18 protein-coding genes are annotated in these 26,146 nt (G+C 48.4%); 8 read left to right on the top strand and 10 right to left on the bottom strand.

Annotated features, from left to right (window positions below):
* Positions 1-33: 33 nt before the first annotated feature.
* From cmk to gyrA, 5 genes are all read right to left on the bottom strand, one after another.
* Positions 34-738 (bottom strand): (d)CMP kinase, encoded by a 705-nt coding sequence (cmk, locus tag NV375_RS02175; RefSeq protein WP_258806776.1) that lies wholly within the window; start codon positions 736-738, stop codon positions 34-36.
* A gap of 114 nt (positions 739-852) precedes the next feature.
* The gene (gene aroA, locus NV375_RS02170; RefSeq protein WP_258806775.1) at positions 853-2,172 is read right to left on the bottom strand and encodes a 3-phosphoshikimate 1-carboxyvinyltransferase; all 1,320 of its coding nucleotides are present in this window, start codon (positions 2,170-2,172) and stop codon (positions 853-855) included.
* Positions 2,135-3,235, bottom strand: coding sequence for a histidinol-phosphate transaminase (hisC, locus tag NV375_RS02165; protein ID WP_258806774.1), 1,101 nt, complete (start codon positions 3,233-3,235; stop codon positions 2,135-2,137). The genes aroA and hisC overlap by 38 nt, the downstream gene beginning before the upstream one ends.
* Positions 3,236-3,281: 46 nt before the next feature.
* Positions 3,282-4,367 carry a 3-phosphoserine/phosphohydroxythreonine transaminase gene (gene serC, locus NV375_RS02160; protein ID WP_258806773.1) on the bottom strand — a complete coding sequence of 362 codons (1,086 nt, stop codon included), beginning with the start codon at positions 4,365-4,367 and terminating at the stop codon, positions 3,282-3,284.
* A 10-nt stretch (positions 4,368-4,377) separates the two neighbouring features.
* Positions 4,378-7,011 (bottom strand): DNA topoisomerase (ATP-hydrolyzing) subunit A, encoded by a 2,634-nt coding sequence (gene gyrA, locus NV375_RS02155; RefSeq protein WP_258806772.1) that lies wholly within the window; start codon positions 7,009-7,011, stop codon positions 4,378-4,380.
* A gap of 168 nt (positions 7,012-7,179) precedes the next feature.
* Here gyrA and ubiG point away from each other — a divergent pair, with 168 nt between their 5' ends.
* The 5 genes from ubiG (at position 7,180) to NV375_RS02130 (ending at position 12,419) form a co-directional block, all read left to right on the top strand.
* On the top strand, positions 7,180-7,896 hold the full coding sequence (gene ubiG, locus NV375_RS02150) for a bifunctional 2-polyprenyl-6-hydroxyphenol methylase/3-demethylubiquinol 3-O-methyltransferase UbiG (RefSeq protein ID WP_258806771.1): 717 nt from the start codon (positions 7,180-7,182) through the stop codon (positions 7,894-7,896).
* A gap of 390 nt (positions 7,897-8,286) precedes the next feature.
* Positions 8,287-10,626 carry a class 1a ribonucleoside-diphosphate reductase subunit alpha gene (gene nrdA / locus NV375_RS02145; protein ID WP_258806770.1) on the top strand — a complete coding sequence of 780 codons (2,340 nt, stop codon included), beginning with the start codon at positions 8,287-8,289 and terminating at the stop codon, positions 10,624-10,626.
* An 18-nt stretch (positions 10,627-10,644) separates the two neighbouring features.
* Positions 10,645-11,775, top strand: coding sequence for a class Ia ribonucleoside-diphosphate reductase subunit beta (gene nrdB / locus NV375_RS02140; RefSeq protein WP_126770135.1), 1,131 nt, complete (start codon positions 10,645-10,647; stop codon positions 11,773-11,775).
* Positions 11,776-11,780: 5 nt separating this feature from the next.
* Positions 11,781-12,041, top strand: coding sequence for a class I ribonucleotide reductase maintenance protein YfaE (gene yfaE / locus NV375_RS02135; protein ID WP_126770133.1), 261 nt, complete (start codon positions 11,781-11,783; stop codon positions 12,039-12,041).
* 111 nt (positions 12,042-12,152) lie between these two features.
* Complete coding sequence (locus NV375_RS02130; protein WP_258240406.1) at positions 12,153-12,419, top strand: GrxA family glutaredoxin; 267 nt, start codon at positions 12,153-12,155, stop codon at positions 12,417-12,419.
* Here NV375_RS02130 and hrpA read toward each other — a convergent pair.
* From hrpA to NV375_RS02115, 3 genes are all read right to left on the bottom strand, one after another.
* Positions 12,399-16,124, bottom strand: coding sequence for an ATP-dependent RNA helicase HrpA (hrpA, locus tag NV375_RS02125; protein WP_258806769.1), 3,726 nt, complete (start codon positions 16,122-16,124; stop codon positions 12,399-12,401). The genes NV375_RS02130 and hrpA overlap by 21 nt on opposite strands.
* A gap of 69 nt (positions 16,125-16,193) precedes the next feature.
* A complete protein-coding gene (locus NV375_RS02120) occupies positions 16,194-16,616 on the bottom strand; it encodes a CBS domain-containing protein (RefSeq protein WP_258806768.1) in 423 nt (140 codons plus the stop codon).
* A 43-nt stretch (positions 16,617-16,659) separates the two neighbouring features.
* Complete coding sequence (locus NV375_RS02115) at positions 16,660-17,676, bottom strand: isoaspartyl peptidase/L-asparaginase family protein (protein WP_258806767.1); 1,017 nt, start codon at positions 17,674-17,676, stop codon at positions 16,660-16,662.
* A gap of 158 nt (positions 17,677-17,834) precedes the next feature.
* On the opposite strand from NV375_RS02115, the gene sbcB reads away from it, so the two are divergent.
* Positions 17,835-19,280, top strand: coding sequence for an exodeoxyribonuclease I (gene sbcB / locus NV375_RS02110; protein WP_258806766.1), 1,446 nt, complete (start codon positions 17,835-17,837; stop codon positions 19,278-19,280).
* A 2-nt stretch (positions 19,281-19,282) separates the two neighbouring features.
* Positions 19,283-20,899, top strand: a complete 1,617-nt coding sequence (locus tag NV375_RS02105) for a GMC family oxidoreductase (protein ID WP_258806765.1) — start codon at positions 19,283-19,285, stop codon at positions 20,897-20,899.
* A gap of 19 nt (positions 20,900-20,918) precedes the next feature.
* Here the strand turns inward: NV375_RS02105 and NV375_RS02100 are convergent, their stop codons facing one another.
* On the bottom strand, positions 20,919-23,258 hold the full coding sequence (locus tag NV375_RS02100; protein WP_258806764.1) for an RND family transporter: 2,340 nt from the start codon (positions 23,256-23,258) through the stop codon (positions 20,919-20,921).
* Positions 23,259-23,265: 7 nt separating this feature from the next.
* Entirely contained in the window at positions 23,266-24,465 is a 1,200-nt protein-coding gene (locus NV375_RS02095; protein WP_258806763.1) for a YCF48-related protein, read from the bottom strand.
* A gap of 214 nt (positions 24,466-24,679) precedes the next feature.
* On the opposite strand from NV375_RS02095, the gene NV375_RS02090 reads away from it, so the two are divergent.
* Positions 24,680-26,035, top strand: coding sequence for a DUF1329 domain-containing protein (locus NV375_RS02090; RefSeq protein ID WP_258806762.1), 1,356 nt, complete (start codon positions 24,680-24,682; stop codon positions 26,033-26,035).
* Positions 26,036-26,146: the final 111 nt, after the last annotated feature.

The raw sequence follows: 26,146 nt of genomic DNA, 5'->3' as shown, positions 1-26,146 counted from the left end.
GCTTCCGTGCTACAGACCCCTAAGTTGGCAAGGTTATGAGCTTGCCTTCTCAGTATTTCTTAGCTTGCCATGGGCAAAGCGTAAGATTTGATCCACCACTTCATCGATGCTCAAATCTGTTGAATCTACATAAAGCGCATCATCGGCCGCTTTCATCGGCGCTACCGAACGATTCGCATCGCGTTCATCACGTTCTCTGATTTCGGCGATTAATTGGTCGATTTTAGCAGTAAAACCTTTCTCGAGCAATTGTTTGTAGCGGCGTTGGGCGCGTTCTTCGGCACTGGCGGTAAGAAAAACTTTTGCGGCAGCACTTGGAAACACAACTGTGCCCATATCTCTGCCATCTGCAATCAGCCCTGGCAGTTCCTTAAAGGCCCTCTGACGGCGCAATAAAGCTTCACGGACGCGCGGTAATGCCGCGATTTTCGAGGCCATATTACCAACCGCTTCAGTACGAATAGCCATCGTCACATCTTCGCCTTCGAGAATGATATGGGTGAGCGCTTCATCGCTCTCTACTTCAAATTTCACATCTAGATTACTGGCGAGTGCAACAAGGCTTTCTTCATCTTCCGGGGCAAAGTCATGGTGCAAAGCGGCAAGCGCTAGGACTCGGTAGATAGCTCCGCTATCCAGCAAGTGCCAGCCAAGGTTCTCCGCTAAAATGCGGCTGACTGTACCCTTACCAGCCCCACCGGGACCATCAATGGTAATCACGGGAATCGAATCGGTCATAGCATCCTCTAGCAACTAAAAGCGCCGCAATTATACGGATTTGCCAGAAAATTGCATCTCAATTAGATGAAGCTTTACAGAATAGTTAATGACAGTTTGCGGAAACGTCTCATTTCAACTGCATAAACGTTCAAATTCTGCGAAGTAGTTGGGATACGTTTTAGCGCAACAGGAAGGGTCTTCAATAGTCACGCCCGAGGTACTAAAGCCTAGCAACGAAAAACACATTGCCATGCGGTGATCATCGTAAGTAGCGATTTGGGCATGACGTAACGCTGTTGGCGGTTGAATACGGATGAAATCTGCGCCCTCTTCGACCTGCGCTCCACACTTGCGTAGCTCGGTCGCCATCGCATGCAGTCGATCGGTTTCTTTAATACGCCAATTCGCAATATTGCGAATACAAGTTTCGCCTTCCGCAAACAACGCAAGCGTGGCAAACGTCATCGCGGCATCTGGGATCGCGTTCAAGTCCGCATCGAACCCTCGTAAACGCCCCCCGGAGACCACAGCAGATTCGTCATGCAGCTCGATGTTGCCACCCATTTCACGTAAATAGTCGACGAAAGCGATGTCACCTTGAATGCTTTTACGGCCAATCCCCTGAATCGTCAAAGGCCCGCCACCAAGTACGCCCGCAGCTAACCAATAACTTGCTGCACTGGCATCGCCTTCGATCCAATAGTGTTCAGGTGATTGGTAGCGTTGGCCACCGGCAATCACAAAACGCTGTCGTTCGGGCCGATGAATTTTGATGCCAAAACTTTTCAGCATCGCCAGCGTTAGCTCTATGTAAGGCCAAGACACAACCGTGCCAACCAACTCTAACTCACTATCTTGCGTAAGCAGCGGAAGCGCCATCAATAACGCTGAAATGTATTGGCTTGAAGCACTACCATTGACCTGCAATCGGCCGCCGTGCATTTTGCGGTGAATTGCCAATGGCGGATAGCCTTGCTTTTGCAGAAACCTAATATCGGCTCCACCTTGTAATAGTGCTTGGGTAAGATCTGCTATGGGGCGTTCTTGCATTCGAGCATCGCCGGTCAACACGATGGGTCGCGTTGCCGTCGCTGCTAATACGGCGGTCAACGGCCTCATAGCGGTGCCAGCATTACCCAAATAGAGCTGCTGCGGCGTACTTGGCCAATCTCCAGCACAACCGTGCACACGCAAAGTGGTTGCCGTTACTTCTTCAATGACGACCCCAAGTGCGCGCAGGGCTTCAAGCATTCGTTCAGTATCATCACTACGCAACATGTGGCTTAGCTCGGTAACTCGCCCTTGCTCGCACAGTGCAGCCATCAGCAACGCACGATTGGCAATACTCTTGGAGCCAGGCAGGTCGACGATGCCTGAGCAGCTGTTAAGACCCTTTAATTGCAGCGTTTCCACGTTAAAGCAGTTGCTCCATAGCGCGAATAAAAGCTTCATTCTCTTCCGGTAAACCGATGCTCACGCGCAAGTGATGCGGTAACTCATAGCCAGCAACAGGTCGAACAATGACCCCCGCACGGAGCAACTGCTGGTAGAGCTCAGCAGCATTTGAGCCTACTTCGATGGTCAAGAAGTTACCGTGGGATGGAATATACGATAAGTTATGCTTCTCACAAAAAGCGACTAATTGCTCCATACCAGCGGCATTCACTGCCACTGACTGTTGCAAATAATCCTCATCATCAAGCGCTACTTCAGCGGCACGCAGGCTCAAACTGTTCATATTAAATGGCTGGCGGGCACGATTCATTAGATCGGCCACTTCGGGATGCGAAACCATATAGCCTGCTCGTAGGCCAGCGAGGCCATAAGCTTTAGAAAACGTGCGACTGACGAGTAAATTTGGATACTGCTTAAGCCACTCAAATGACGGTGCCCGTTCAGCCTCAGGAACGTACTCATAATAAGCTTCGTCTAGAACAACCAGAACGTTATTTGGCACTTTCGCTAGAAAGCTTGCAAGAGCGTCGGCAGTTAAGAAGGTTCCAGTTGGGTTATTCGGGTTCGCAATGAAAATCATGCGCGTTTTTTCGTTAACGGCGGCGAGCATAGCATCTAAGTCATGCCCATAGTTTGAGGCCGGAACAGCAACGCCCTTAGCACCAATAGCTTGAGTGACCAACGGATAGACAACAAACGAATGCTGGGAAAAAATAACTTCATGGCTATCATTCACAAAGGTTCGAGCAACCAGCTCTAAACAATCATTTGAGCCATTCCCCAAGGTGATTTGGTTTGCCGAAATGCCAAACTTCTTCGCTAATTTAGCTTTTAGGTAAAAGCCGTTGGCATCTGGGTATCGCGCCAACCCCGAAAGCGTTTCTTGCAAGGCCGCACGAACTTTGGAACTTAAACCGAGCGGGTTTTCGTTCGACGCAAGCTTCACAATGTCGCTGATACCGAGCTCTCGCTCTAGTTCTTCAATCGGTTTACCTGCTTGATAAGGCTGCAGATTTCGTACGCCAACATTGGCAAGTTGTTTCGCATCAAAAGTGTTCATAGCGTTGTTCTTGTTTAAGTTCTGTATCAATGATTAAAAGTCGCGGTTACGTGTGTTTCTGCTCAAAATCTCGCATAAAACTGACTAAAGCTTCAACGCCTTCGAGCGGCATTGCATTGTATATGCTTGCACGCATACCACCTACCCAGCGGTGTCCTTTCAATCCAACCAAGCCTTCACTTTCAGCCAGCCGCAGGAACTCGCCATCGAGTTGCGCGTCGGCGAGCAAAAATGGAACGTTCATTTTCGAACGAAAATCGGGGTGAATGGGGTTCGAGTAGAATGCTGAGTTATCTATATAATCGTAGAGCAACTTGGCTTTGCGGTTATTGCGCTCAGCCATCGCGGTCACACCGCCTAACTCTTTTATCCACTCAAACACAAGTCCCGAAAGATACCATGCCCAAGTGTTTGGCGTGTTGTACATCGAGCGCTCTTTAGCTTGTACGGTATAATCCATGATCGTCGACGTGGTGCCCTGCGCTCGACCAAGCAAGTCATCGCGAACAATGGCGATCGAGAAGCCCGACGGTCCAATATTTTTTTGTGCACCAGCATAAATCACACCAAATTTCTTGACTGCCAACGGCTCCGATAAAATAGCCGATGACATGTCCACGACAAGTGGCGCCGAAACCTCAGGGATCGTGTGCAGTGCTAAACCACCAATCGTCTCATTCGGGCAATAATGCACATAAGCTGCGTCATCACTAAGTTGCCATTCAGATTGGGGCGGGTAAGCTAAGCCCTGCTCCGTTTCGATAGCACTTCCAATAATGTTTACCTTCGCAACGTATTTACGAGCCTCACGAATGGCGAAATCCGACCAAATACCACCGTTAAGATAATCGACAGTATCATTCGGGCCGGCTAGGTTCTGCGCAACCGCGGTAAATTGCCCACGACCACCACCATGCATAAACAAGACCTGATAATTATCGGGAATTTCCATTAAATCACGTAAGTCTTGTTCTGCTTTATATGCCATCTGCATAAACGCTGGATCGCGATGACTTACCTCCATGACGGAGACCCCTGAGCCCCGCCAACTGGTAAGTTCTTCCTTAGCTTTTTGCAATACTGTTTTTGGCAGCATCGCGGGTCCAGCAGAGAAATTAAACGGGGCTGACATAACGCTTTTCTTACTCCTCAGAGTTCTTTTCGTCTTGGGTGTCGTCGACATCAGAAGCATCGGCAACGTCGCCATCAAGAGCTTCTCCGTCGAGGACTTCATCTTCGTCGATGTCATCAATGCGTTGCATACCGACTACTTTTTCGTCACCACCAGTACGTATCAAGCGCACGCCTTGGGTGTTACGGCCAACAATTGAAACCTCATTGACACGGGTACGTACCAAGGTTCCTTTGTTGCTGATGAGCATGATTTGGTTGGTATCGACGACTTCCATCGCGCCTACCACAGCTCCGTTCCGTTCGCTTACTTTAATAGAAACGACACCTTTGGTGGCGCGGCTCTTCGCTGGGTAATCTGTAATTGGCGTACGTTTACCGTAGCCATTTTCAGTGACCGTAAGAATGGTTGGTACTTCATCTTCAATCTGCCGTGGCACGATAAGTGAAACGACGCGTTGGCCTTCTTCTAAACGAATACCACGAACACCTGTTGCGGTACGCCCCATAGAACGTACCTGATCTTCACTGAAACGCACCACTTTACCGGCGTCTGAGAACAACATCACTTCGTCGCCTGCAGAGGTCATATTCACGCCGATGAGCTCGTCACCGTCGTTTAGATTCAGGGCGATGATGCCACCAGTGCGAGGACGTGAATAATCAACCATTGGGGTTTTCTTCACCGTACCATTACGGGTTGCCATAAGGATAAACTTATCTTCAGGATAATCGCGAGTCGGCAGAATCGCTGTGATGCGTTCATCTGCTTCAAGCGGCAGCAGGTTTACAATTGGCCGGCCGCGCGAAGTACGCGTTGCTAACGGTAACTGGTAAACCTTCATCCAATAAATACGGCCACGGGTCGAGAAGCACAAAATCGTGTCGTGGGTATTGGCCACCCATAAGCGCTCGATAAAGTCTTCATCTTTCATTTTAGTCGCAGACTTACCTTTACCGCCGCGCCGCTGCGCTTCATATTCAGTTAACGGTTGGTACTTCACGTAACCATGGTGTGACAAGGTCACCACAACATCTTCTTCGTTAATCAAATCTTCCATCGAGATATCATGTGCAGCCGCGGTAATTTCTGTACGACGAGCATCGCCGTATTCGGCTTTGATCTTCTCGAGTTCTTCACGGATGACTTCCATCAAACGCTCAGAACTATTCAAGATATGCAGCAATTCTTCGATTTGTTGTAATAGACCTTTATATTCATCAAGGATCTTCTCGTGCTCAAGGCCGGTGAGCTTGTGTAAGCGCAAATCAAGAATCGCTTGTGCTTGTTCTTCAGTGAGGAAGTATTGACCGTCACGAATACCAAATTGTGGATCGAGATGATCCGGACGTGCTGCGTCAACGCCAGCTCGTTCCAACATGTTTGCCACATCGCCCAAGATCCATGAGCGACCAATCAATCCAGCTTTTGCTTCTGCCGCAGTTTGCGAGCGACGAATCAACTCAATCACTTCGTCAATATTAGCGAGCGCAATGGCAAGGCCTTCAAGAATGTGCGCACGTTCACGGGCTTTTCTTAATTCGTAAACTGAACGGCGAGTCACCACTTCACGACGGTGCAGAATAAAGCAATCCAACATGTCACGCAGGTTAAACAAACGTGGCTGGTTTTTATCGAGCGCAACCATGTTGATACCAAACACCACTTGCATTTGGGTATTGGCATACAGGTGATTCAGAATAACTTCACCGACTTCACCACGTTTGAGTTCAATCACAATACGCATGCCGTCTTTGTCAGACTCATCGCGTAAACCGCTGATGCCCTCTAAGCGCTTTTCCTTGACCAGTTCAGCGATTTTCTCGATAAGCTTCGCTTTATTTACCTGATATGGGATTTCATTAACGATGATCGCTTCGCGGCCATTGGCGTCTGTTTCAATTTCAGCTTTGGCTCGCAGGTGAATGCGGCCGCGACCGGTTTTGTATGCTTCGACAATGCCAGCACGACCGGAAATGGTTGCCGCCGTCGGGAAGTCAGGCCCCGGGATGTATTCCATCAGCTCATCAACAGTGATGTCGTTGTTATCAATCATGGCCAAGCAGCCATCGATAACTTCACTCAAGTTGTGTGGTGGAATATTGGTAGCCATACCGACCGCAATACCTGAAGAACCGTTCACCAAAAGGTTTGGCACACGCGTAGGTAGTACGTCTGGAATTTGTTCTGTGCCATCGTAGTTAGGCACAAAGTCAACGGTTTCCTTGTCAAGATCGGAGAGTAATTCGCCGGCAATTTTCGCCATCCGAATTTCCGTATAACGCATAGCAGCAGCAGAGTCACCATCTACCGAACCGAAGTTACCTTGGCCATCAACCAACATGTAACGCAAGGAAAACGGTTGCGCCATACGAACAATAGTGTCGTAAACGGCACTATCACCATGCGGGTGATATTTACCAATAACGTCACCAACGATACGGGCAGACTTTTTATAAGGTTTATTGTAGTCATTGCGTAACTCATTCATCGCGAACAAGACGCGGCGGTGCACAGGTTTCAAACCATCACGCACATCTGGCAAGGCCCGGCCGACGATGACACTCATGGCATAGTCGAGGTAAGAACTTTTAAGTTCATCTTCAATATTGACCGGAACGACTTCTCTGGCGAGATCACTCATAGTTATATCCCTAAACGATCTGTCTTTCTTATAATTGTCTTAGGCGCATCATTGTACCCTTAGCGCTGCGCCCTCGCATCCTTTTTTCCGACGCATTTTGAGTTGTGCTTTTTTTGCGTCGCTAGCTTGAGTACACTGTACCGAGTTTTTTCACGAAGCAGAAGTACTATGGCGCAATCCGATAACGTTGATTTGAAAGAAATTGAAAAATTCAGTGCTCTCGCCTCACGCTGGTGGGACCCTGAAGGCGAATTTAAGCCGCTACACCTTATCAATCCTTTACGTGTTGATTTTATCCAACAGCATTGTGACGGCGTGTTCGGCAAGCGAGTACTTGATATCGGCTGCGGTGGTGGTTTGGTGACTGAAGCTTTAGCGCGGGCCGGTGCAGAGGTCACTGGCATTGATCTTGCCGAACAATCACTTCAGGTGGCACGATTACATGCCCTTGAGAGTCAGTTAACAATTGATTATCAGTGTATAGCTGCTGAACAATTCGCCGCACAACATGCTGGCAGCTTCGATGTCGTTACCTGCCTTGAAATGCTCGAACATGTTCCTAACCCCGAAAGCATAGTTCACGCCGCAGCCAAGTCAGTTAAACCTGGCGGGACACTCGTGTTTTCGACGCTTAATCGAAACTTCAAGTCATGGTTGCTCGGTATTGTGGCCGCTGAACATATTTTACGTTGGGTTCCCAAAGGCACGCATGAACATGCCAAATTTATTCAGCCCGCCGAATTGCTGCGCATGACGGATGCGGTGGGTGCAAAAGCACTAGCCATTACTGGGATGCATTATCTGCCATGGCGCGGCTTTTATTTGGACGCCAGCAACGTTGACGTAAATTACATTGTCGCACTTCGCATGCCGGTTACGGACTAAGTGCACAAGGCATCAGTAAAACACCATATTTAGACTTCGGCTACAGATGAACCACCATATCTTGTGTAGCCGTTGAATCCACTAGCTTAGAGCTTTGTTCTATTAGCATTATATTTGTAAGAGCAAAAAGTTATTTATAAAAGTTTTTAAGGTCTTGCTTTTGGTGAAAGTCTTGAGACACAAGACCTTGCGATAATTACACAGAAAAAAGCGGCGTTTCACCACCCAGATTTAACAAAATCTCGCTTGATCCCCTTACGATAAGTGCTAGCATACATAGCATCTATCCAACCCAAGATATTGTGTATTTTTCACACGGAATGCCTATTCCATACCCATATCTTGTGGTGCCAACAAAGAAACATAACGATAAATTGGTGGGTGCGCCGCATGAATCAAGAACTTTTTGTTACCAAACGCAGTGGTGAACGTGAACCGCTTGACCTCGATAAAATCCATCGTGTGATTAGTTGGGCTGCTGAAGGCCTCGACAATGTCTCGGTTTCAGAAGTTGAAATTAAGTCTCGTATTCAGTTTTACGATGGCATCAAAACTGAAGATATTCATGAGACCATCATCAAGGCCGCCGCTGACCTTATCTCTGAAGATGCACCGGATTACCAGTATTTAGCTGCTCGCTTAGCCATTTTCCATCTGCGCAAGCTGGCTTACGGCGAATTCGAACCACCGCACCTTTATGAACACGTCAAAGAGATGGTTGCTAGTGGGCGCTATGATAAACATTTACTCGACGATTACACTGCTGAAGAATTCGAGCAAATGAACGGTTTTATCGACCACTCGCGTGACCTCAACTTCTCGTACGCGGCGGTAAAACAGCTTGAAGGTAAATATTTAGTACAAAACCGTGTCACTGGCGAGATCTTTGAAAGCGCGCAGTTTTTATATGTGCTCGTCGCAGCGTGCCTCTTCGCTAATTACCCGCGCGACACGCGACTCGATTACGTTAAGCGTTTCTATGACGCCACATCGCTGTTCAAAATATCATTGCCGACCCCCATCATGTCTGGAGTGCGTACCCCAACACGGCAATTCAGCTCGTGCGTGCTTATTGAAGCGGGCGACAGTTTAGACTCAATAAACGCAACAGCTAGCGCAATCGTGAAGTATGTTTCGCAACGTGCAGGCATCGGTATCAATGCCGGACGCATCCGCGCTTTAGGTAGCCCTATTCGGGGTGGTGAGGCGTTCCATACTGGTTGTATTCCGTTCTACAAGTACTTCCAAACAGCGGTTAAGAGCTGCTCCCAAGGCGGCGTTCGTGGCGGTGCAGCCACCCTCTTCTACCCGCTTTGGCATTTAGAAGTCGAAAGCTTGTTGGTACTGAAAAACAACCGCGGTGTTGAAGAAAACCGTGTGCGCCACCTCGATTACGGCGTGCAGTTTAACCGCCTGATGTATCAACGTTTGGTTAAAGACGATTACATCACATTATTTAGTCCGTCGGATTGTCCAGGTCTGTACGACGCTTTCTTTGCCGATCAAAGCGAATTTGAACGTTTGTACTTGCAATATGAAAACGATGAGTCGATTCGTAAAAAACGTATTAAAGCGATCGAGCTCTTCAGCTTGTTTATGCAAGAACGTGCAAGTACTGGGCGTATCTATTTACAGAATGTTGACCACTGCAACACCCACAGCCCGTTTGACCCTAAAGTAGCGCCAATTCGACAAAGTAACCTGTGTTTGGAGATCGCACTACCCACCAAACCACTTGCCCATGTTAATGACGAAGAAGGCGAAATCGCCTTGTGTACGCTATCAGCTTTTAACCTTGGTGCGATCAATTCACTCGGTGATTTGGAAGAAATGGCTGAACTCGCAGTTCGGGCGCTCGATAGTCTACTTGACTACCAAGAGTACCCAGTCCCAGCAGCACGCAATGCCACGATGGGCCGTCGTACGCTAGGTATTGGGGTCATCAATTTCGCCTATTATCTGGCAAAACATGGCGTTCGCTACTCAGACGGCTCAGCCAACGGACTTGTGCACCAAACGTTCGAGGCGATTCAGTACTACTTAATGAAAGCTTCAATGAACTTAGCGAAGGAACTCGGAGCTTGTCCTAAGTTTAATGAAACGACCTATGCGCAAGGCATTATGCCGATCGACACCTATAAAAAAGATCTTGATGCGGTGTGTAACGAACCTTATCAGCTCGATTGGGATCAGTTACGTGAAGACGTTAAAAAGTACGGTATGCGCAACTCTACCCTGTCAGCATTAATGCCGTCAGAAACTTCATCGCAAATTTCGAATGCAACCAACGGCATTGAACCACCGCGTGGGCATATCAGTATTAAAGCATCGAAAGACGGCGTGACCAAACAAGTCGTACCGGATTACGAAAACCTTAAAGATGCTTATGAATTGCTCTGGACCATTCCGAACAATAAAGGCTATTTAGAGCTTGTCGGAATCATGCAGAAATTCGTTGACCAAACAATATCTGCAAATACCAATTACGATCCGAGCAAGTTTGAAGGCGGCAAGGTTTCGATGAAGCAATTGCTACAAGATTTGCTCTATGCCTACAAACTTGGGGTAAAAACGCTGTATTACCACAACACTCGTGATGGCGCATCTGACAACCAAGTCGACTTACGCGATAAGGTCGATGCTAAACAGCGTGAAGAAGAGAACCAACAAGCGACCGTGGCCGTCACTGAAGAAGATGACGATTGTGCCGGCGGCGCATGTAAAATCTAACAATAAGGCGCTAACAGCATGAGTTATTCAACGTTTAATAAAAATCAGATCAACCCGTTACAGGAGCCGATGTTCTTCGGAAACTCGGTCAATGTGGCGCGCTATGATCAACAAAAACACAGTGTTTTTGAAAAGCTCATCGAAAAACAAATCAGCTTTTTCTGGCGACCTGAAGAAGTCGATGTGAGCCGTGACCGCGTCGACTTTCAGGGACTTACCGATAGCGAAAAGCATATTTTTATCTCGAATCTAAAGTATCAAACGCTATTGGATTCGGTACAAGGCCGTAGCCCGAACATCGCTCTTCTGCCCATCGTTTCAATTCCAGAGCTCGAAACTTGGATTGAAACCTGGTCATTTTTTGAAACGATCCACTCACGATCGTACACACACATTTTACGTAATTTGTTTACCGATCCGAGCCAAGTCTTCGAAGACATTGTCATTAACGAAGAGATTCAGAAACGTGCAAATGATATCTCTAAATATTACGACGACCTCATTTTCTATACGCAGTTGTGGCAAACCCACGGTGAAGGTGAAGTTGAAGTCAATGGCGAAGTTCACAACGTGACGATGCGCGAACTTAAGAAGAAATTGTTCTTGTGCATCAACTCAGTTAACGCTCTGGAAGCTATTCGTTTTTATGTGAGTTTTGCGTGCACCTTTGCGTTTGCAGAGCGCGACCTTATGGAAGGAAACTCAAAAATAATTCGCCTCATCGCGCGCGATGAAAACTTACACCTTGTCTCAACCCAAAATATCCTCAATCTTTGGCAGTATGGCAAAGACGACCCTGAAATGAAGGAAATCGCTGAGGAATTACGCGAAGAGGCTTTGGCTATTTTCATGAAGGCTGTCGAACAAGAAAAAGAATGGGCTCACTATTTGTTCCGCCATGGCTCAATGATAGGTCTAAACGAGGACATTCTTTGTCAGTACGTCGAATACATTGCCAACATGCGAATGGAAGCTATCGGCTTTGATGCCCCGTTCAAACAACGTAGTAACCCTTTACCATGGATGAACAAGTATTTGGTTTCTGATAACGTTCAGGTTGCTCCACAAGAAGCCGAAATAACCTCTTACCTCGTGGGTCAGATCGATAGTTCAGTCAGTGCTTCTGACCTAGGAGACTTTGAGCTGTAACGCTAATGAGCAAAACTTTCAAAGTTCGCGTCAACGGTCAGCACGAGCTGACCGTTGATCCATCAGCAGGCTCTCTTTTGGAAGCTATGGAAGCCGCCGGTATCGAAACACGTTTTCATTGTCGCGATGGGTTCTGTGGCGCATGTCGAACTAAAGTAAATAGTGGTGACATTGAATATATTAATGAGCCCCTTGCGATCGTACGCCCAGGCGACTGCTTAGCCTGTTGTTGCATTCCTGCTTCCGATTTAGACATAGATCACTAATCGACTAAAACGATTGGTTCGATAGATACAGATCATTAGCGCCGAACGCCAATTTAAGGCAAAATAGCGCACATATTACGCTATACACTTGATTGAAATGTGGGAGTTCCAATGTTTACAGTTATTTTTGGCCGCCCTGGCTGTCCTTTCTGTGTTCGTGCAAAACAGATTGCCGAAAAACTCACCGAAGATCGTGATGATTTTGAGTTCCGCTACATCGACATGCATGACGAAGGCATCACTAAAGCGGATTTAGAGAAAACCGTAGGGGCGCCTGTGCAAACCGTGCCGCAAATCTTTATCGATGAGCAGCACATTGGCGGTTGTACAGAATTTGAAGCTTTCGCACGTGAAAACTTAGGGCTTTACGCTGCTTAAAGCTTGCTGAACCCGCTTTTCTGAAATCGGATAGCGGGTTCCCAATTGCTGCGCAAAAAAGCTTACCCGCAACTCCTCTAGCATCCAACGGATCTCTTTTAGTTCTTCACTTAGCGGCAAGCTTTTAGGCCACTTGCCAAGCAGTTCATTATAACCCTGCTCTAGTTTTTCCAGCGTTAAGGTATGTAATCGATCGCGATTTGGATCCACGGGAAGCTTTTCTAGTCGACGTTCAATAGCTTTCAGATACCGTTCAATATCCGGTAAGCGTTGCGCTCCAGCCGCACTCACAAACCCCGGATACACCAGCTGTTCAAGTTGTGCCTTGATATCGCCATGTGCTTGGATTTGATCTAACGGCACTGAACCTTTAAGTTGCTTGCGAATCTTCTGTGATAGCAACAGACATGGCTCGACTTGTTCGGCAATTGCGGTTACGCGTTCATTCAGCTCACCACGCGCTTGCTCAACCAAACGACGAAAGCCCCGCTCATCACGTATCTCATTAGCGCTAAGAAGCTCGTCGAGAGCCGCTTGAATGCAATCTTCTATCAACGCATCAACTTTCCCCCACGGGTTATAGTACATGGCTAACTTGGCTCTATTTGACAAATTCTGTTGCAGATAGCGCATGGGCGAAGGGAGCTGCAGTTGTAACAGTTTACGCAATGCCTGGTGATGGGCTGCCGCCGCTTGTTCCGGTTTATCGAATAAGGTTTCACGTACGCCTTCGTCAACAACTTCAAGCGCTGGGTAGGCTTTCACTGCATAGCCGCGCTGCTGACGCTCCCTGACGGTAGGTAAAGCGCCGAACGTCCAATCTGTCGCTACTTGCGCCTCTGGCTGTTCTGCTACCGCTTGACGCAGCGCATGCTGCACGCGCCCTTGCAATTGTTGTTGCAATGCCACAAGGTCACGACCGTCGGCAACTGGTTTTCCCTTTTCGTCCTCGATAACGAAACGCATACGTAAATAATCAGGAATTTGGCTCGAATCCCATGCATCCTCAGGTATCGTTACTCCCGACATCCGACGCAGTTTGGCGCTTAGCGCAACAAGCAAAGGCCGTTCAAACACTTCTTTTGCGCCGGTGTCCTGTAAAAATGCTTGCGCATAATTGGGAGCCGGAACGAAATGTCGACGTAAAGGTTTCGCTAACGATTTAATCCATGCAACCACTAACGATTCGCGCAATGCTGGAACAAGCCAATCAAAGCCTTCTGGATTAATTTGGTTCACCAACGTAAGCGGTATGTGCACCGCAACACCGTCTTGTGGATCATTGGGTTCAAAGTGGTAACTTAGCGGTAAGCTAAAGTCGCCTTGCTGCCATGTATCCGGGTAATCCAACTCGGTTATGTGATCAGCACTTTGCGTCATCAAGTCATCGCGCTCGAAGTACAGCAGCCGCGGCTGGTCTTTTACTGTTTTATGCCACCAACCAGCAAGTAATTGCTCATTATAGATACCAGCTGGAATGTGCGAATCATAAGCTTGGAACAACGCCTCATCATCGATCAAAATATCCCGCCGCCGTGATTTATCCTCAAGCTCACGAATTTCCTCAATCAGCTGCTGGTTGTGCTGCACAAACGGTAATTGTCGGCGTAATTGTGCGTTCACCAGCGCCTCACGGATGAAGATTTCGCGCGCTTCAATGGGGTTGACCGGGCCATACTGAACGCGACGACGCGGAACAATAATCAGACCATAGAGCGTGACTTGCTCCTCGGCTATCACCGAGCCGGATTTCTTGGCAAAGTGAGGTTCAAAGTAGTTACGTTTGACCAAATGTTGCGCCGCTGGCTCTACCCACTCGGGCTCAATACGCGCATTAACGCGAGCAAACAGACGACTGGTTTCGACCAACTCAGCAGCCATCAACCACTTCGGTGGCTTTTTAAATAAACCAGAGCCAGGAAATACAAAAAACTTGCGGTTGCGAGCACCTAAAAACTCGTGCCCTTCTTGTTTATTACCAAGGTGGGATAACAACCCCGTCAAGAGTGCGCGATGTATTGCTTCATAACTCGCCGCTTCCTCATTAATGCTAAACCCTAAACCGCGCACAGTTTGGCGAATTTGACTGTAAACATCTTGCCATTCACGAACCCGTAGAAAGTGAATAAATTCTGTTTTTAATTGCTTACGAAATTGCGATTTTGACAATTCGCGTTGTCTTTCACGTAGGTAATCCCAAAGCTTTAAGTAGCTCATAAAGTCGGAGTCTTTATCGTGAAAGCGTTGACGCAGCTCGTCAGCCTTTTGTTTCGCCGTTTGGGGCCGTTCACGAGGATCTTGAATACTCAGTGCCGCAGTCACCACCATCACTTCACGAATGCAACCAAACTCACGAGCCGCAAGCACCATCCGTCCCAACCGCGGGTCAATCGGTAATTGAGCCAATTGGCGACCTAATGCCGTTAATTGCGGCCCTTGGGAAACACCGCGCTTGTTCCGTCGACCACCGCTTTTGAGCGCATGCAGTTCTTGCAGTAAGTTCATACCGTCTTTGACAAAACGCTCATCAGGCCGGTCAATAAATGGGAATTTACGAATGTCACCCAATCGCGCAGAGGTCATTTGCAAAATAACCGCTGCCAAGTTTGTTCGTAAAATTTCGGGTTCGGTATATTCTGGCCGTTGTAAAAAATCGTCCTCACTGTACAGACGAATACAGATCCCCGGAGCCACTCGGCCGCAACGGCCCATACGTTGGTTGGCGCTAGCTTGCGAGATCTTCTCAATCGGCAAGCGTTGTACTTTGGTACGATAACTGTAACGGCTTATACGTGCCGTACCGGGATCGATGACATAGCGAATTCCCGGCACCGTCAATGAGGTTTCCGCGACATTGGTCGCGATGACGATTCGTCGCATGCTATGGCTCTGAAAAACACGGTTTTGTTCGGCCGATGAGAGGCGCGCAAAAAGCGGCACAAGTTCTGTGTTGGGCAAATCCAGTTCAGCCAAAGCTTCGGCAAAATCACGGATCTCACGTTCGCCGGAAGCAAACACCAAAATATCACCACTGCTCTCGCGATAGAGTTCAAGTGCGGCATCGCAAACGCCTTGCACAACGTCACCACTGTCATCGTCGCCCTCGAGGGGGCGATAACGTAGTTCAACAGGATACGTTCTACCACTGACGGATATGATCGGTGCATTACCAAAATGTTTGGCAAAACGCTCGGTTTCGATGGTTGCCGAAGTGATAATTAGCTTAAGATCTGGACGTTGCGGCAACAGCTTGGACACAACTCCCAACAGAAAATCGATATTGAGGCTACGCTCATGTGCTTCATCAATGATCAACGCATCGTATTGCTTTAGTAAACGGTCATTTTGCAACTCCGCAAGCAACATACCGTCGGTTACCAACTTTATTGCTGTTGTCGCTGCGGTTTGGTCTTGAAAACGAACTTTATAGCCAACCGTCTCGCCCAACGGCGTTTGTAATTCGTCGGCTATACGTTGCGCCACACTGCGTGCGGCTAATCGCCGCGGCTGGGTGTGACCGATCAGCGTACCCTCTTCCGCACGTCCATAGCCCATTTCTAATAACATTTTGGGGAGCTGTGTGGTTTTCCCAGATCCGGTCTCGCCGGCAATAATCACCACTTGGTGATCACGAATGGCTTGCTGAATTTCTGCTTTTGCTTGTACGACCGGTAAATCGCTAGGAAAAGGTATGCTTGCGTGCACGCGTGACCCTGACTTGTTGAAGAAGTTACTACTCAGAAGTGCCTAGTTTACCAGCGTGTGCGCCGCTTGTTAACGGCGCCGGTAGGAATCTTGAAAGTATTGGTCGATCGCTCCTAAAACATCCGTGCGGGTGATCACGCCAACCAATTGTTTGGTGGCGTCATCAAGCACTGGATACACCTTAGGTTTCTTCGCATCCATACGTTGGGCAATATCAGTTATTGAATCGTCAGCGAAAACACTGAGGACTTCGCCGCAGTACATACAGTCACCAACATTCGCTGAAATTTCTTTGTGATAGGTATCACGCAACATGGCCGCAAGACAATCTTGCTCGGACAAAAAACCAATGACTTTACGTTTAGCGTCAACCACTGGTCCGCCACGCTGGTGCGACTGCAACAGTCGCTCCACCGCTACCTCAATAGGTAAATCCTCGGTAAACACCACCGGCCGACGACGCATAAAATCTTCGACTTTCATGGAATGCATAATACCTACCTCAAGATCTTGAGAAACCTAAGGATAAGTATAGTCAATCTTTGTAAATCGCAACGTTAATATCGCCATTGCCGATGCGACTCGCACGATACATACCCTCAGTGTTAAATGGCATATGAACATTACCCTCAGCATCAACAATGATAACCCCGCCGGTGCCACCTGCCGGTAGCAGTACATCGTGAATAACAGTATCGCCCGCTTTTTCGATCGACTGGTCCAAATACTTTACGCGACTACAAATATCAGCAGCGACGTGGTAACGAATGAAAAACTCGCCATGGCCGGTTGCCGACACGGCACAACTGGCGTTATCGGCCCATGTTCCGGCGCCAATAATAGGTGAGTCACCAATCCGACCATAACGCTTTGCCGTCATGCCGCCGGTTGACGTTGCCGCTGCCACATTGCCATGTTGATCAAGCGCAACCGCACCGACGGTTCCCATCTTATATTTGTCGTCCAATGCCAAATAGGCTTGTTTATTCGCTACACCGAGCTTCTCGCGCGCTCGTTCGAGTTGCTCATAACGACGTTCGGTATTGAAATAACTATTATCGACTTGTTCTAAGCCCTGTTCTTGTGCGAACTGCTCGGCGCCTTCGCCGCTCAGCATCACATGAACAGAATTTTCCATCACAGCGCGGGCTAGAGCGATTGGGCTTTTTACGGTTTTGACACCGGCTACAGCACCCGCTTCTAACGTTGCACCGTTCATGATTGAAGCATCTAATTCATGCTCACCCTCGAAGGTATACACTGCCCCACGTCCAGAGTTGAACAATGGCGATTCTTCCATAATTTGTATGGCCGCAACAACTGCGTCCATACTCGTGCCACCGTCGGCCAAAATCGCATGACCAGCATTCAATGCTTCCGTGAGCTTTGCTTGATATGCGGCTTCTTGCTCGGCGCTAAGATCAGCTCGCGTAATGGTGCCCGCACCACCGTGAATAGCGATAGAGAATGGCGCATCTTCAGTCGCCAAGGCCGCCGTGCTCATGCCAGCAGTTAACACGAGGGATTGCAACAACACAGATAAAGTTCTCATTCTTTTTGTCCTAATTAGGTCTAACAATGTCTTTACTATCCTGCCACGCTTAACCGCAGCCCGCCAGCTTTGCCATGGACACTAAGCGCAGTAATTGCGGCAATGAGCGCATTCAGGTAGTCTGCTTACAAACCATTTAATGCCGTAATCATCCTGATATGACACAAGAAACTTTCTACTGGCACGACTACGAAACATGGGGCGCCAATCCTCAAGTGGATCGCCCTGCACAATTTGCCGGGCTGCGTACTAATCTGGACCTTGAGCCCAGTGGTCGGCCTTTGACAATCTACAGTCAACCTACTCCTGACTTTTTGCCGCACCCACAAGCAGTGTTGATCACTGGCATTACGCCGCAACATCCACTTACCCAAGGCATGAACGAGACCACCTTCGCGGGCAAGATTGCGGCGGAGTTTAGTACGCCAAACACCACCATTATCGGCTATAACTCGGTAAGTTTTGATGATGAAGTGACGCGGCACCTGTTCTACCGCAATTTTATCGATCCTTACGCCCACACTTGGCAAAACAATAACTCGCGCTGGGATCTGATTGACGTGGTCCGCGCCTGCTATGCCTTGCGCCCCGATGGCATTGAATGGCCAACCAACGAAGCGGGGCAGATCAGCATGCGCCTTGAACATTTAACCAAAGCCAATGGCATCGACCATGGTCAAGCTCACGATGCCATGGCCGACGTTTACGCCACCATCGCTATCGCTAGACTACTTAAAAAAGCACAATCAAAACTCTTTGATTACGCCTTCACTATTCGGCGTAAACAAGCGCTAAAACCCCTCATTGATCTGGTAAACTTCACGCCACTGGCGCATGTTGCCGGCTTTTACGGTACTGATAACGGTTGCCTATCGCTGATTATGCCACTGGGTTATCAAGAGGATAACCCTAACGCCATCGTCTATTGGAATTTACGAGAAGACCCGCGAGAATTAGCCGATTTAAACCTCGAACAATTGCAAGAGCGGCGTTTTGCCAAACGGGAGCAACGCCATGCTGAGGGCTGGGGCGTATATGGCGCGCAACAGTTGATGCTCAATCGCTGTCCATTCTTGGCGCCGCAAAAGGTTTTAACCGACGCTGTGCAACAGCGGTGGCAGCTACCCATGGCGGAAATGCATGAACGCGCAAATTGGTTAGCCTCGCAACCGGAACTACGCGAACGTTTAATCCAAAGCGTACGTTATCAGAGTGACAGCCAAAACGACGACTCGGTAGCTAAAGACCCCGAGTTACAGCTCTATAGTGGCGCCTTCTTTAGCGATCAAGATCGCTCAACCATGGCAATAATTCGCGATACCGCACCAGAGCAACTTGCAGCGCTGCAGCTTAACTTCAGCGACGACCGTCTGCCCGAGATGTTATTCCGCTACCGAGCGCGAAATTATCCAGCTACTTTGACAGATCAAGAATTGCAACGCTGGCGGACATTCTGTCAGCAGCGCTTGCATGAACCGTTACCAAAAGCATTGTCAGCTGAAGCATTCTTATTCGAGCTCGAACAATGTGCCGAAGCGACCAGCAACGACCAACGTAAACAGGCTTTGCTGAAAGATCTCTATCGTTACGTTCAGAGTTTATAAACATGACGAGCACCACTTTTGACTTCGTTATTGTTGGCGGCGGCAGCGCAGGTTGCGTCCTCGCTGAGCGCTTGTCGCGCTGTGGTGCTTATCAAGTTGCCCTTTTAGAAGCCGGAGGCAGTGGCAAGTCGCCTTTTGTCACCATGCCAGGTGGTGTTGCTGCCATGATGCATAACAAACGCTTAAACTGGATGCTCCGTAGCGAGGACCAGCATCTGCGGGGCGGCAAGGGACTTTACACCCCGCGTGGCAAAGGTCTTGGCGGCAGTAGTGCTATTAATGCCATGATTTATACCCGTGGAGCACCTAGCGACTATGAGTACTGGGCCAGTGTGAGTAGTGCCGACTGGGCTTGGCCCCAAATTCTTGAACGCTTTAAGCGGCTTGAACAGAATGAACGCGGCGCTGATGCTTTTCATGGTGACCAAGGGCCGCTACATGTGAGCGATGTTGAACCCTTTTATGAGGTATCAAAGCGCTTTATCGACGCAGCGGTGCAAGCTGGTATTCCCCACAACCGTGACTTCAATGGCGCAGATTTATATGGCGTTGGCGCTTTTCAATTTACCATTTATAAAGGTGAGCGATTTGGTACGCGGCGCGCGTTTTTAGAACCTGCTCTCGAACGGCCGAATTTAACCGTATTTACCAATGCTCAAGTCGAACGCGTCACCTTCAAAGGACAACGCACTGATGGCGTGCTCATCCGCAAAGGCAATCAGCACGAACACTTAAAGGCAGAACGTGAAGTTATCCTAAGTGCGGGCGCTTTCCATTCTCCGCAGCTCCTTATGTTATCCGGCATTGGCTGCCCAGAAGAATTGCGCCGCCACGGTCTTGTAGCGGTGGTTGAACGGCCGGCCGTTGGCGCCAACTTGCAAGAGCATGTCGATGTGCTCGTACATTATCGCAATGCCCAAAAGGACAGTTTGAGCTTGGGCCCGATCGGCTTAAGTAAGCTTGCTGGACAAACCTTAAAATATTGGCGCACGCGCGATGGTGCCCTCGCCCACCCACCTGCCGAAGTCGGTGGTTTTATCCGTAGTCGTGACAACGTAGACACGCCTGATTTGCAACTGCATCTGGTGCCGACCCGCTTCGATGATAGTGGCTATGACCTGACCGCCGCATTTCGTCACGGTTTTGCCTGCCATGTCTGCGTGTTAAGACCCGAAGCGCGTGGGCGGCTCTATTTGCACAGCAAAGATGTGCGTACGGCGCCGGGCTTTACCTATGATTTCTTACACAATCAAGAAGACCGTCGTGCACTGCTCTCGGGCGTACAGCAAATCCGCGAGATCATGGACCAGCCAGCAATGGCTGCGCATAACGGTGGTGAGGTACTCCCCGGGAAAACCACTAGCGAAGAAGAATTGCTTGAGCGGATCTATCGGCACTGCGGCTTGATCTACCACCCGACTTCAACCTGTCGTATGGGCAATGATAAGGATGCAGTCGTCGATGCGAAATTACGCGTACGTGGAGTGGAAGGTTTACGTGTTATTGATGCGTCGATTATGCCAAGCGTAATTAGTGGCAATACCAACGCACCAACAATGGTTATCGCAGATGTCGGTGCCGACTTTATCCTAGCTGATGCAGCTAAGGTCGGCACCTAGTCATTAGGTCGTGTATACCTTAATGAATACGCTTGCCAAAGCGCGCAAATAGACGCGCTAGAGCTGGGATTAAGATCAGCGCTCCCAACATATTCCACAAGAACATGAAGGTCAGCAAAATCCCCATATCGGCTTGGAATTTAATCGGCGAGAAAATCCATGTCGCCACACCAATTGCCAGCGTAAGACCGGTGAAGCCAACAGCTTTACCGGTGCTATCGAGAGCGTACTTATAGCATTCGTTCAAATGCATACCGCGCTCGAGTCCTTCTTTGATCTTCGCGTAAATATAGATACCATAATCCACACCGATACCGACGCCCAGTGCAATCACAGGTAAGGTCGCGACTTTAACACCAATACCAAGCGTCGCCATTAAGCCCTGACTCATGATCGTAGTTAAGGCTAGTGGCAACACAATACATGCCACCGTACGCAAACTACGGAAGGTGATGAACACTAACACGATGACTACGCCATAAACCCACAGCAGCATTTTGTACTGCGCAGTCTCGATGACCGAGTTTGTGGCAGCTTCAATCCCGGAATTACCCGCTGCCATCAGCAGCTCAAGGCCTTCTTGCTGGTACTCAGCATTAAAGGTATCTACTGCATTAACAACTGTTTTGAGCGTTTCGGCTTTGTGATCATTCAAATAAATAATGATCGGCGCCATTGAACAATCAGGGTTGATCAAACCTGGCGGTGTACGGCCCGTATTCGCATTGAGTACGTATTGATTGCGATTCAAGCTGAACCACTTCAAGTTACCCTCATTCAAAGCATAACCGCCCATTTTGGCGACATAAACCACAGACTTCACATCTTGCACGCCTGGCGTATTTTCCATATGCCAGCTAAAGCGGTCCATAACCTCTAAATTATCGTAAGCAATACACTGTGAGGGCTCAGTAGCTGCCATGACAACAAAGATGTCAGTGCTCGAGCTGTAGTTGTCGACAATGAACTGATTATCAAGGTTATAACGGCTATCCGGCCGCAGCTCTGGCGCCCCAGCGTCAAGGTCACCGATTTTCATATTTTGCCCTTGAATTAAACCCCATGAGAGTCCAACCAAGGCAACGACCAGTGCACTGTACGCCCACTTTGGCTCAGAAAACCGTTCAAAGAAGGTCAGAATCGGATGGCTTTCATGACGAACCTTTTCGCTGTAGGCACGACCTCGTTCTGAAATACCACCGTACGACATGATGATCGGTAACAGCCCAAGATTGGTCAGCACCACCACAGCCACACCAATACTTGCGGCAATGGCAAGTTCCTGAATAACGGCGATATCAATAACCATCAAGGTGGTGAAGCCAATCGCATCAGACACTAGTGCGGTTAAACCTGCGATGTAGAGCGCACGAAATGCCAGACGTGCTGCCTTGGTACGATCATGTCCATCGACGCGGTTGGCGCTCATCGCATTGATGATCTGCACGCCATGACTTACGCCAATGGCAAATACTAAGAATGGCACTAACATCGAGTACGGGTTAATGCCGCTACCGATAAGTTTGATAATACCTAGCTGCCAAATGACCGCGATAATTGAACAGCCGAGTACCGTGAAAGAACTCCGCCAACAGCGACTGTAGGCAAATAACATCACCAGCGTAATAACTAAAGCAAGCAAGAAAAATAAGCCGACTTGCATAGCGCCTTCGATCAAGTCACCAATAATTTTCGCAAAACCGGTGATATGAATTTTTACCTTATCGGTTTGATATTTATCGCGGATTTTTTCTTCGAGTTGCTCAGAAAAGGTTTGGTAATCGAGTGCTTCCCCGGTATCAGGGTTAACTTCATTCAACGGTACGTAAATCAGTGCCGATTTGAAGTTATTAGCGACCAAGTTGCCTACTTCGCCCGACCGTAAAACATTAGTGCGCAACTGTTCGAGCGACTGTTCCGAAGCATCCCAGTTATCAGGAATGACTGGACCGCCGACAAAACCTTCTTCCGTGACTTCACTCCAGCGAACGTTTGGCGTCCAAATACTCTTTAACCCAGCTCGGTCAACGCCTGGGATAAAGAACACTTCGTCCGTGATCTCCTGTAATGTCTTCTGGAATTCCGGAGTAAAAATCGTGCCTTCAGTCGTCTCTACCGCAATCCGTACCACATTACCTAAACTGGCAAGATCATCACGATAGTCAAAGTAGTTTTGAATAAATGGATGGTTGGTCGGAATCATCTTTGTCAGACTGGCTTCAGGACGTACCTGACTTGCGTGCCAACCGAGAAATAGCGTCAACAGCGCGAATAGCACTAACCACATTGGACGGAAATTAAAAATCACGCGCTCAAGAAACACGCTTTTGTCTTTTAATTGTGTTTGTTGTTCAGACATTGCGAGATTACTCCTTCTCAGCTAGCGCACTGCTCGGCATGGTTAAAATACCGCGCTGGCCGACCAAAGTAAGACTTCCATCGGCGTTAATAACTAAATCGGTCAATGCAGCGCCACTATCATGTGTGCGCTCAACCAAATCACCCGCTTCGCTCAAGTATGCCACGACACCGGCATTACCCACGAAATACAAGCCGCCATCCGGTGCATCGATGGCATTATTAATGTTTACAGGATCTTCGAGCGAGAGTTGTGTGAAGCTATCGCCCTGATCTTCGCTAACAAAAATATTGCCGCGCAAGCCATAGATCCAGAGTCGTTCTTGTTGGTCAATATGAACTCCAAAGAAGGAACCATAATAAGGTGAGTCCAAGGTCTCCCAGCTTTGACCACGATCGAGACTGCGATACAACAAACCTGATTCACCTACCATGTAAACCGCATCACCATGGGCTTGAATAGCATTTAAGTGAAAACCATCGAGGTTGTCGACCAAATGGTCGATGATCTGCCAAGTGGCGCCGCCGTCCGTACTGTGGAGGAACGCGCCGTATGCACCAGCGACAAAAATTTCTTGCGCAGATAACGCCAGAACGTCAAGAAACGGCTTCGTCGGCCCTTCTTCTAACGCAATTTGCGCAGAGTCATATTTAAACAAAGCATCATCTAAGGCGAACTCAAGATCATCGCGTTCCACTGGATCCATTTCCGTGGCACTATCAAGCCGCGCTTCGAGCTCGGCTACACGTTGTTCATAATGCTTAACTTGTAGGTCAATGTATTCAAAGCCATCGAGTTGCCGTTGCCACGTAACGCCACCATCGGTGGTTTGCAGAATGACACCATGGTGCCCAACTGCCCAACCCAACTTCGCATTGGCAAAATCGATACTGGTTAAGAACACACTGCTCGGCACTTCTGCTTGCTGCCATTCTTCACTCGCCGATGCGCGCGTGACAATGACTCCGTAATCACCCACCGCAACTTGTCTATCGCTGGTCGCAGTAATCTCGGTTAACACAGCTTGTGTTGCTTCGTCCGCAGTCATTGCAGGTGCGTAAATGACATCGTAGTCACCCACTGTCGTATTCTGCTCAACAGCTTGTTGCGGCTCTGCTTGCGAGGCTACAGCTACGTTGGCACTCGCACTGAAGCCAGCGCTGAAGCTCAAAGCGATCGCAGCGGCACAGACCTTAGCTCTTGTCATGGAACCCTCTTGCTTTTTCTGTGTCTTAGAATTGTTATGTTTACTGTTGCAAATTTTTCGTAAGCCGTACATGCTATGGATAAATTAAGACAGGTCAAACCAGCTGATACCTTACCGTGAGATGCGTATAAACGCTAGTGTTAGCTGGGCATTTAATTTTTCTATTTTTTAATGTAGCTTTAGCTAGGTACATAGAACAAACAAGGAAAAAACCATGAATAAAATGATGCTGAAGGCTGGAGTATTTGCGCTATCGGTAATTTCAGCCAGCGTTATGGCCAAGGTCACGCCAGAAGAAGCGGCGCGCTTAGGCAATGATTTAACCCCAGTAGGTGCCGAAATGGCGGGTAACGCTGATGGCTCTATCCCTGCTTGGACTGGCGGCTACAGTGTAAAGGCTGACGGCGAGATCCCATCACGCCCAGCAGACCCTTATGCCGATGATGAAATTTTATTCACCATCACCAGCGCTAATCTTGACGATCATAAAGATATGCTTTCGGCAGGTCAGGTAGCGATGTTCGAGAAGTACCCTGATTACAAAATGAACATCTATCCTACCCATCGTAGTGCTGCGTATCCCCAGGAAGTTTATGACGTTATCAAAGAAAACGCGACCAACGCAGAAATGGTTGCCGGCGGTAACGGTCTAGAAAACTTCAAGATGCACGTCCCCTTCCCAATCCCTGAAAATGGTTTGGAAATCATCTGGAATCACATCACCCGTTATCGTGGCGGTGCAGTACAACGTTTAGTTAATCAATTCCCCGTACTGGAAGATGGCAACTTTGTTCCAGTTCTATTGCGCGAATCGTTAGTTTTCCCTGAGTACATGGAAAGCGGGCGTGAAGCAGCTGACGACAATATCTTGTTCTACTTCTTGCAAGAAGTATTAGCCCCTGCTCGTCAAACCGGTACAGTGCTATTGGTTCACGAAACCATTAACCAGGTAAAAGAAGGCCGTCGTGCATGGCTCTATAATGCCGGTCAACGTCGCGTGCGTCGTGCACCTAACGTATCTTACGACGGTCCGGGTACAGCATCAGATGGCCTTCGTACCTCTGACGGTCTCGACATGTTCAACGGTGCTCCTAACAAGTACAATTGGGAACTGGTTGGCAAGCGCGAAATGTACATTCCATACAACAATTACAAGTTGATGGATACTAGCCTTAGCTATGATGACATTATCAACGCTGGTCACATGGACCAAGATCTTGTTCGTTACGAGAAACACCGTGTTTGGGAAGTGAAAGCAACCCTGAAAGACGGTGAGCGTCACATTTATCAAACGCGTCATATGTTTATCGACGAAGATACTTGGACTGCAAGTGTTATCGATCATTACGACAACCGTGGCGAACTTTGGCGTGTAGCTGAAGCTTACAATACTCAGTTCTACTATCACGATACCCCGTGGATGGCTGCTGAAGCGCTGTACGACTTGAACTCTGGTCGCTACGTGTTACTAGGCTTAGCAAACGAAGAATCAGAGTACATGAACTTTGATATCGAGCCAGAACGCAGTGATTTCAGTACTTCTGCGTTACGTCGGATGGGTATCCGTTAAAAAAGCGTTGTTTGCTATTTGCTGTTTGTTGTTTGATAAAACAAAAAACAGAATACGAAAGCGAAACTAAAAAAAGCCCCTGTTTTTGGGGCTTTTTTGTGGGCGCTCGTT

This window comes from Pseudidiomarina sp. CB1, from assembly GCF_024752025.1.
Lineage (GTDB): Bacteria > Pseudomonadota > Gammaproteobacteria > Enterobacterales > Alteromonadaceae > Pseudidiomarina.
The sequence above is the reverse complement of the archived record's forward strand: the minus strand, read 5'-3'. Positions and strand labels throughout refer to the sequence as shown.

Bases quoted from the DNA above. Each gene is read 5' to 3' on its own strand.
- ubiG (WP_258806771.1), top strand. From the start codon at position 7,180: ATGGCGCAATCCGATAACGTTGATTTGAAAGAAATTGAAAAATTCAGT.
- cmk (WP_258806776.1), bottom strand. From the start codon at position 738: ATGACCGATTCGATTCCCGTGATTACCATTGATGGTCCCGGTGGGGCT.
- NV375_RS02115 (WP_258806767.1), bottom strand. From the start codon at position 17,676: ATGAGAACTTTATCTGTGTTGTTGCAATCCCTCGTGTTAACTGCTGGC.
- NV375_RS02105 (WP_258806765.1), top strand. From the start codon at position 19,283: ATGACGAGCACCACTTTTGACTTCGTTATTGTTGGCGGCGGCAGCGCA.
- sbcB (WP_258806766.1), top strand. From the start codon at position 17,835: ATGACACAAGAAACTTTCTACTGGCACGACTACGAAACATGGGGCGCC.
- hisC (WP_258806774.1), bottom strand. From the start codon at position 3,235: ATGAACACTTTTGATGCGAAACAACTTGCCAATGTTGGCGTACGAAAT.
- nrdA (WP_258806770.1), top strand. From the start codon at position 8,287: ATGAATCAAGAACTTTTTGTTACCAAACGCAGTGGTGAACGTGAACCG.
- aroA (WP_258806775.1), bottom strand. From the start codon at position 2,172: ATGAAGCTTTTATTCGCGCTATGGAGCAACTGCTTTAACGTGGAAACG.
- NV375_RS02090 (WP_258806762.1), top strand. From the start codon at position 24,680: ATGAATAAAATGATGCTGAAGGCTGGAGTATTTGCGCTATCGGTAATT.
- gyrA (WP_258806772.1), bottom strand. From the start codon at position 7,011: ATGAGTGATCTCGCCAGAGAAGTCGTTCCGGTCAATATTGAAGATGAA.
- NV375_RS02130 (WP_258240406.1), top strand. From the start codon at position 12,153: ATGTTTACAGTTATTTTTGGCCGCCCTGGCTGTCCTTTCTGTGTTCGT.
- NV375_RS02100 (WP_258806764.1), bottom strand. From the start codon at position 23,258: ATGTCTGAACAACAAACACAATTAAAAGACAAAAGCGTGTTTCTTGAG.
- NV375_RS02120 (WP_258806768.1), bottom strand. From the start codon at position 16,616: ATGCATTCCATGAAAGTCGAAGATTTTATGCGTCGTCGGCCGGTGGTG.
- nrdB (WP_126770135.1), top strand. From the start codon at position 10,645: ATGAGTTATTCAACGTTTAATAAAAATCAGATCAACCCGTTACAGGAG.
- NV375_RS02095 (WP_258806763.1), bottom strand. From the start codon at position 24,465: ATGACAAGAGCTAAGGTCTGTGCCGCTGCGATCGCTTTGAGCTTCAGC.
- yfaE (WP_126770133.1), top strand. From the start codon at position 11,781: ATGAGCAAAACTTTCAAAGTTCGCGTCAACGGTCAGCACGAGCTGACC.
- serC (WP_258806773.1), bottom strand. From the start codon at position 4,367: ATGTCAGCCCCGTTTAATTTCTCTGCTGGACCCGCGATGCTGCCAAAA.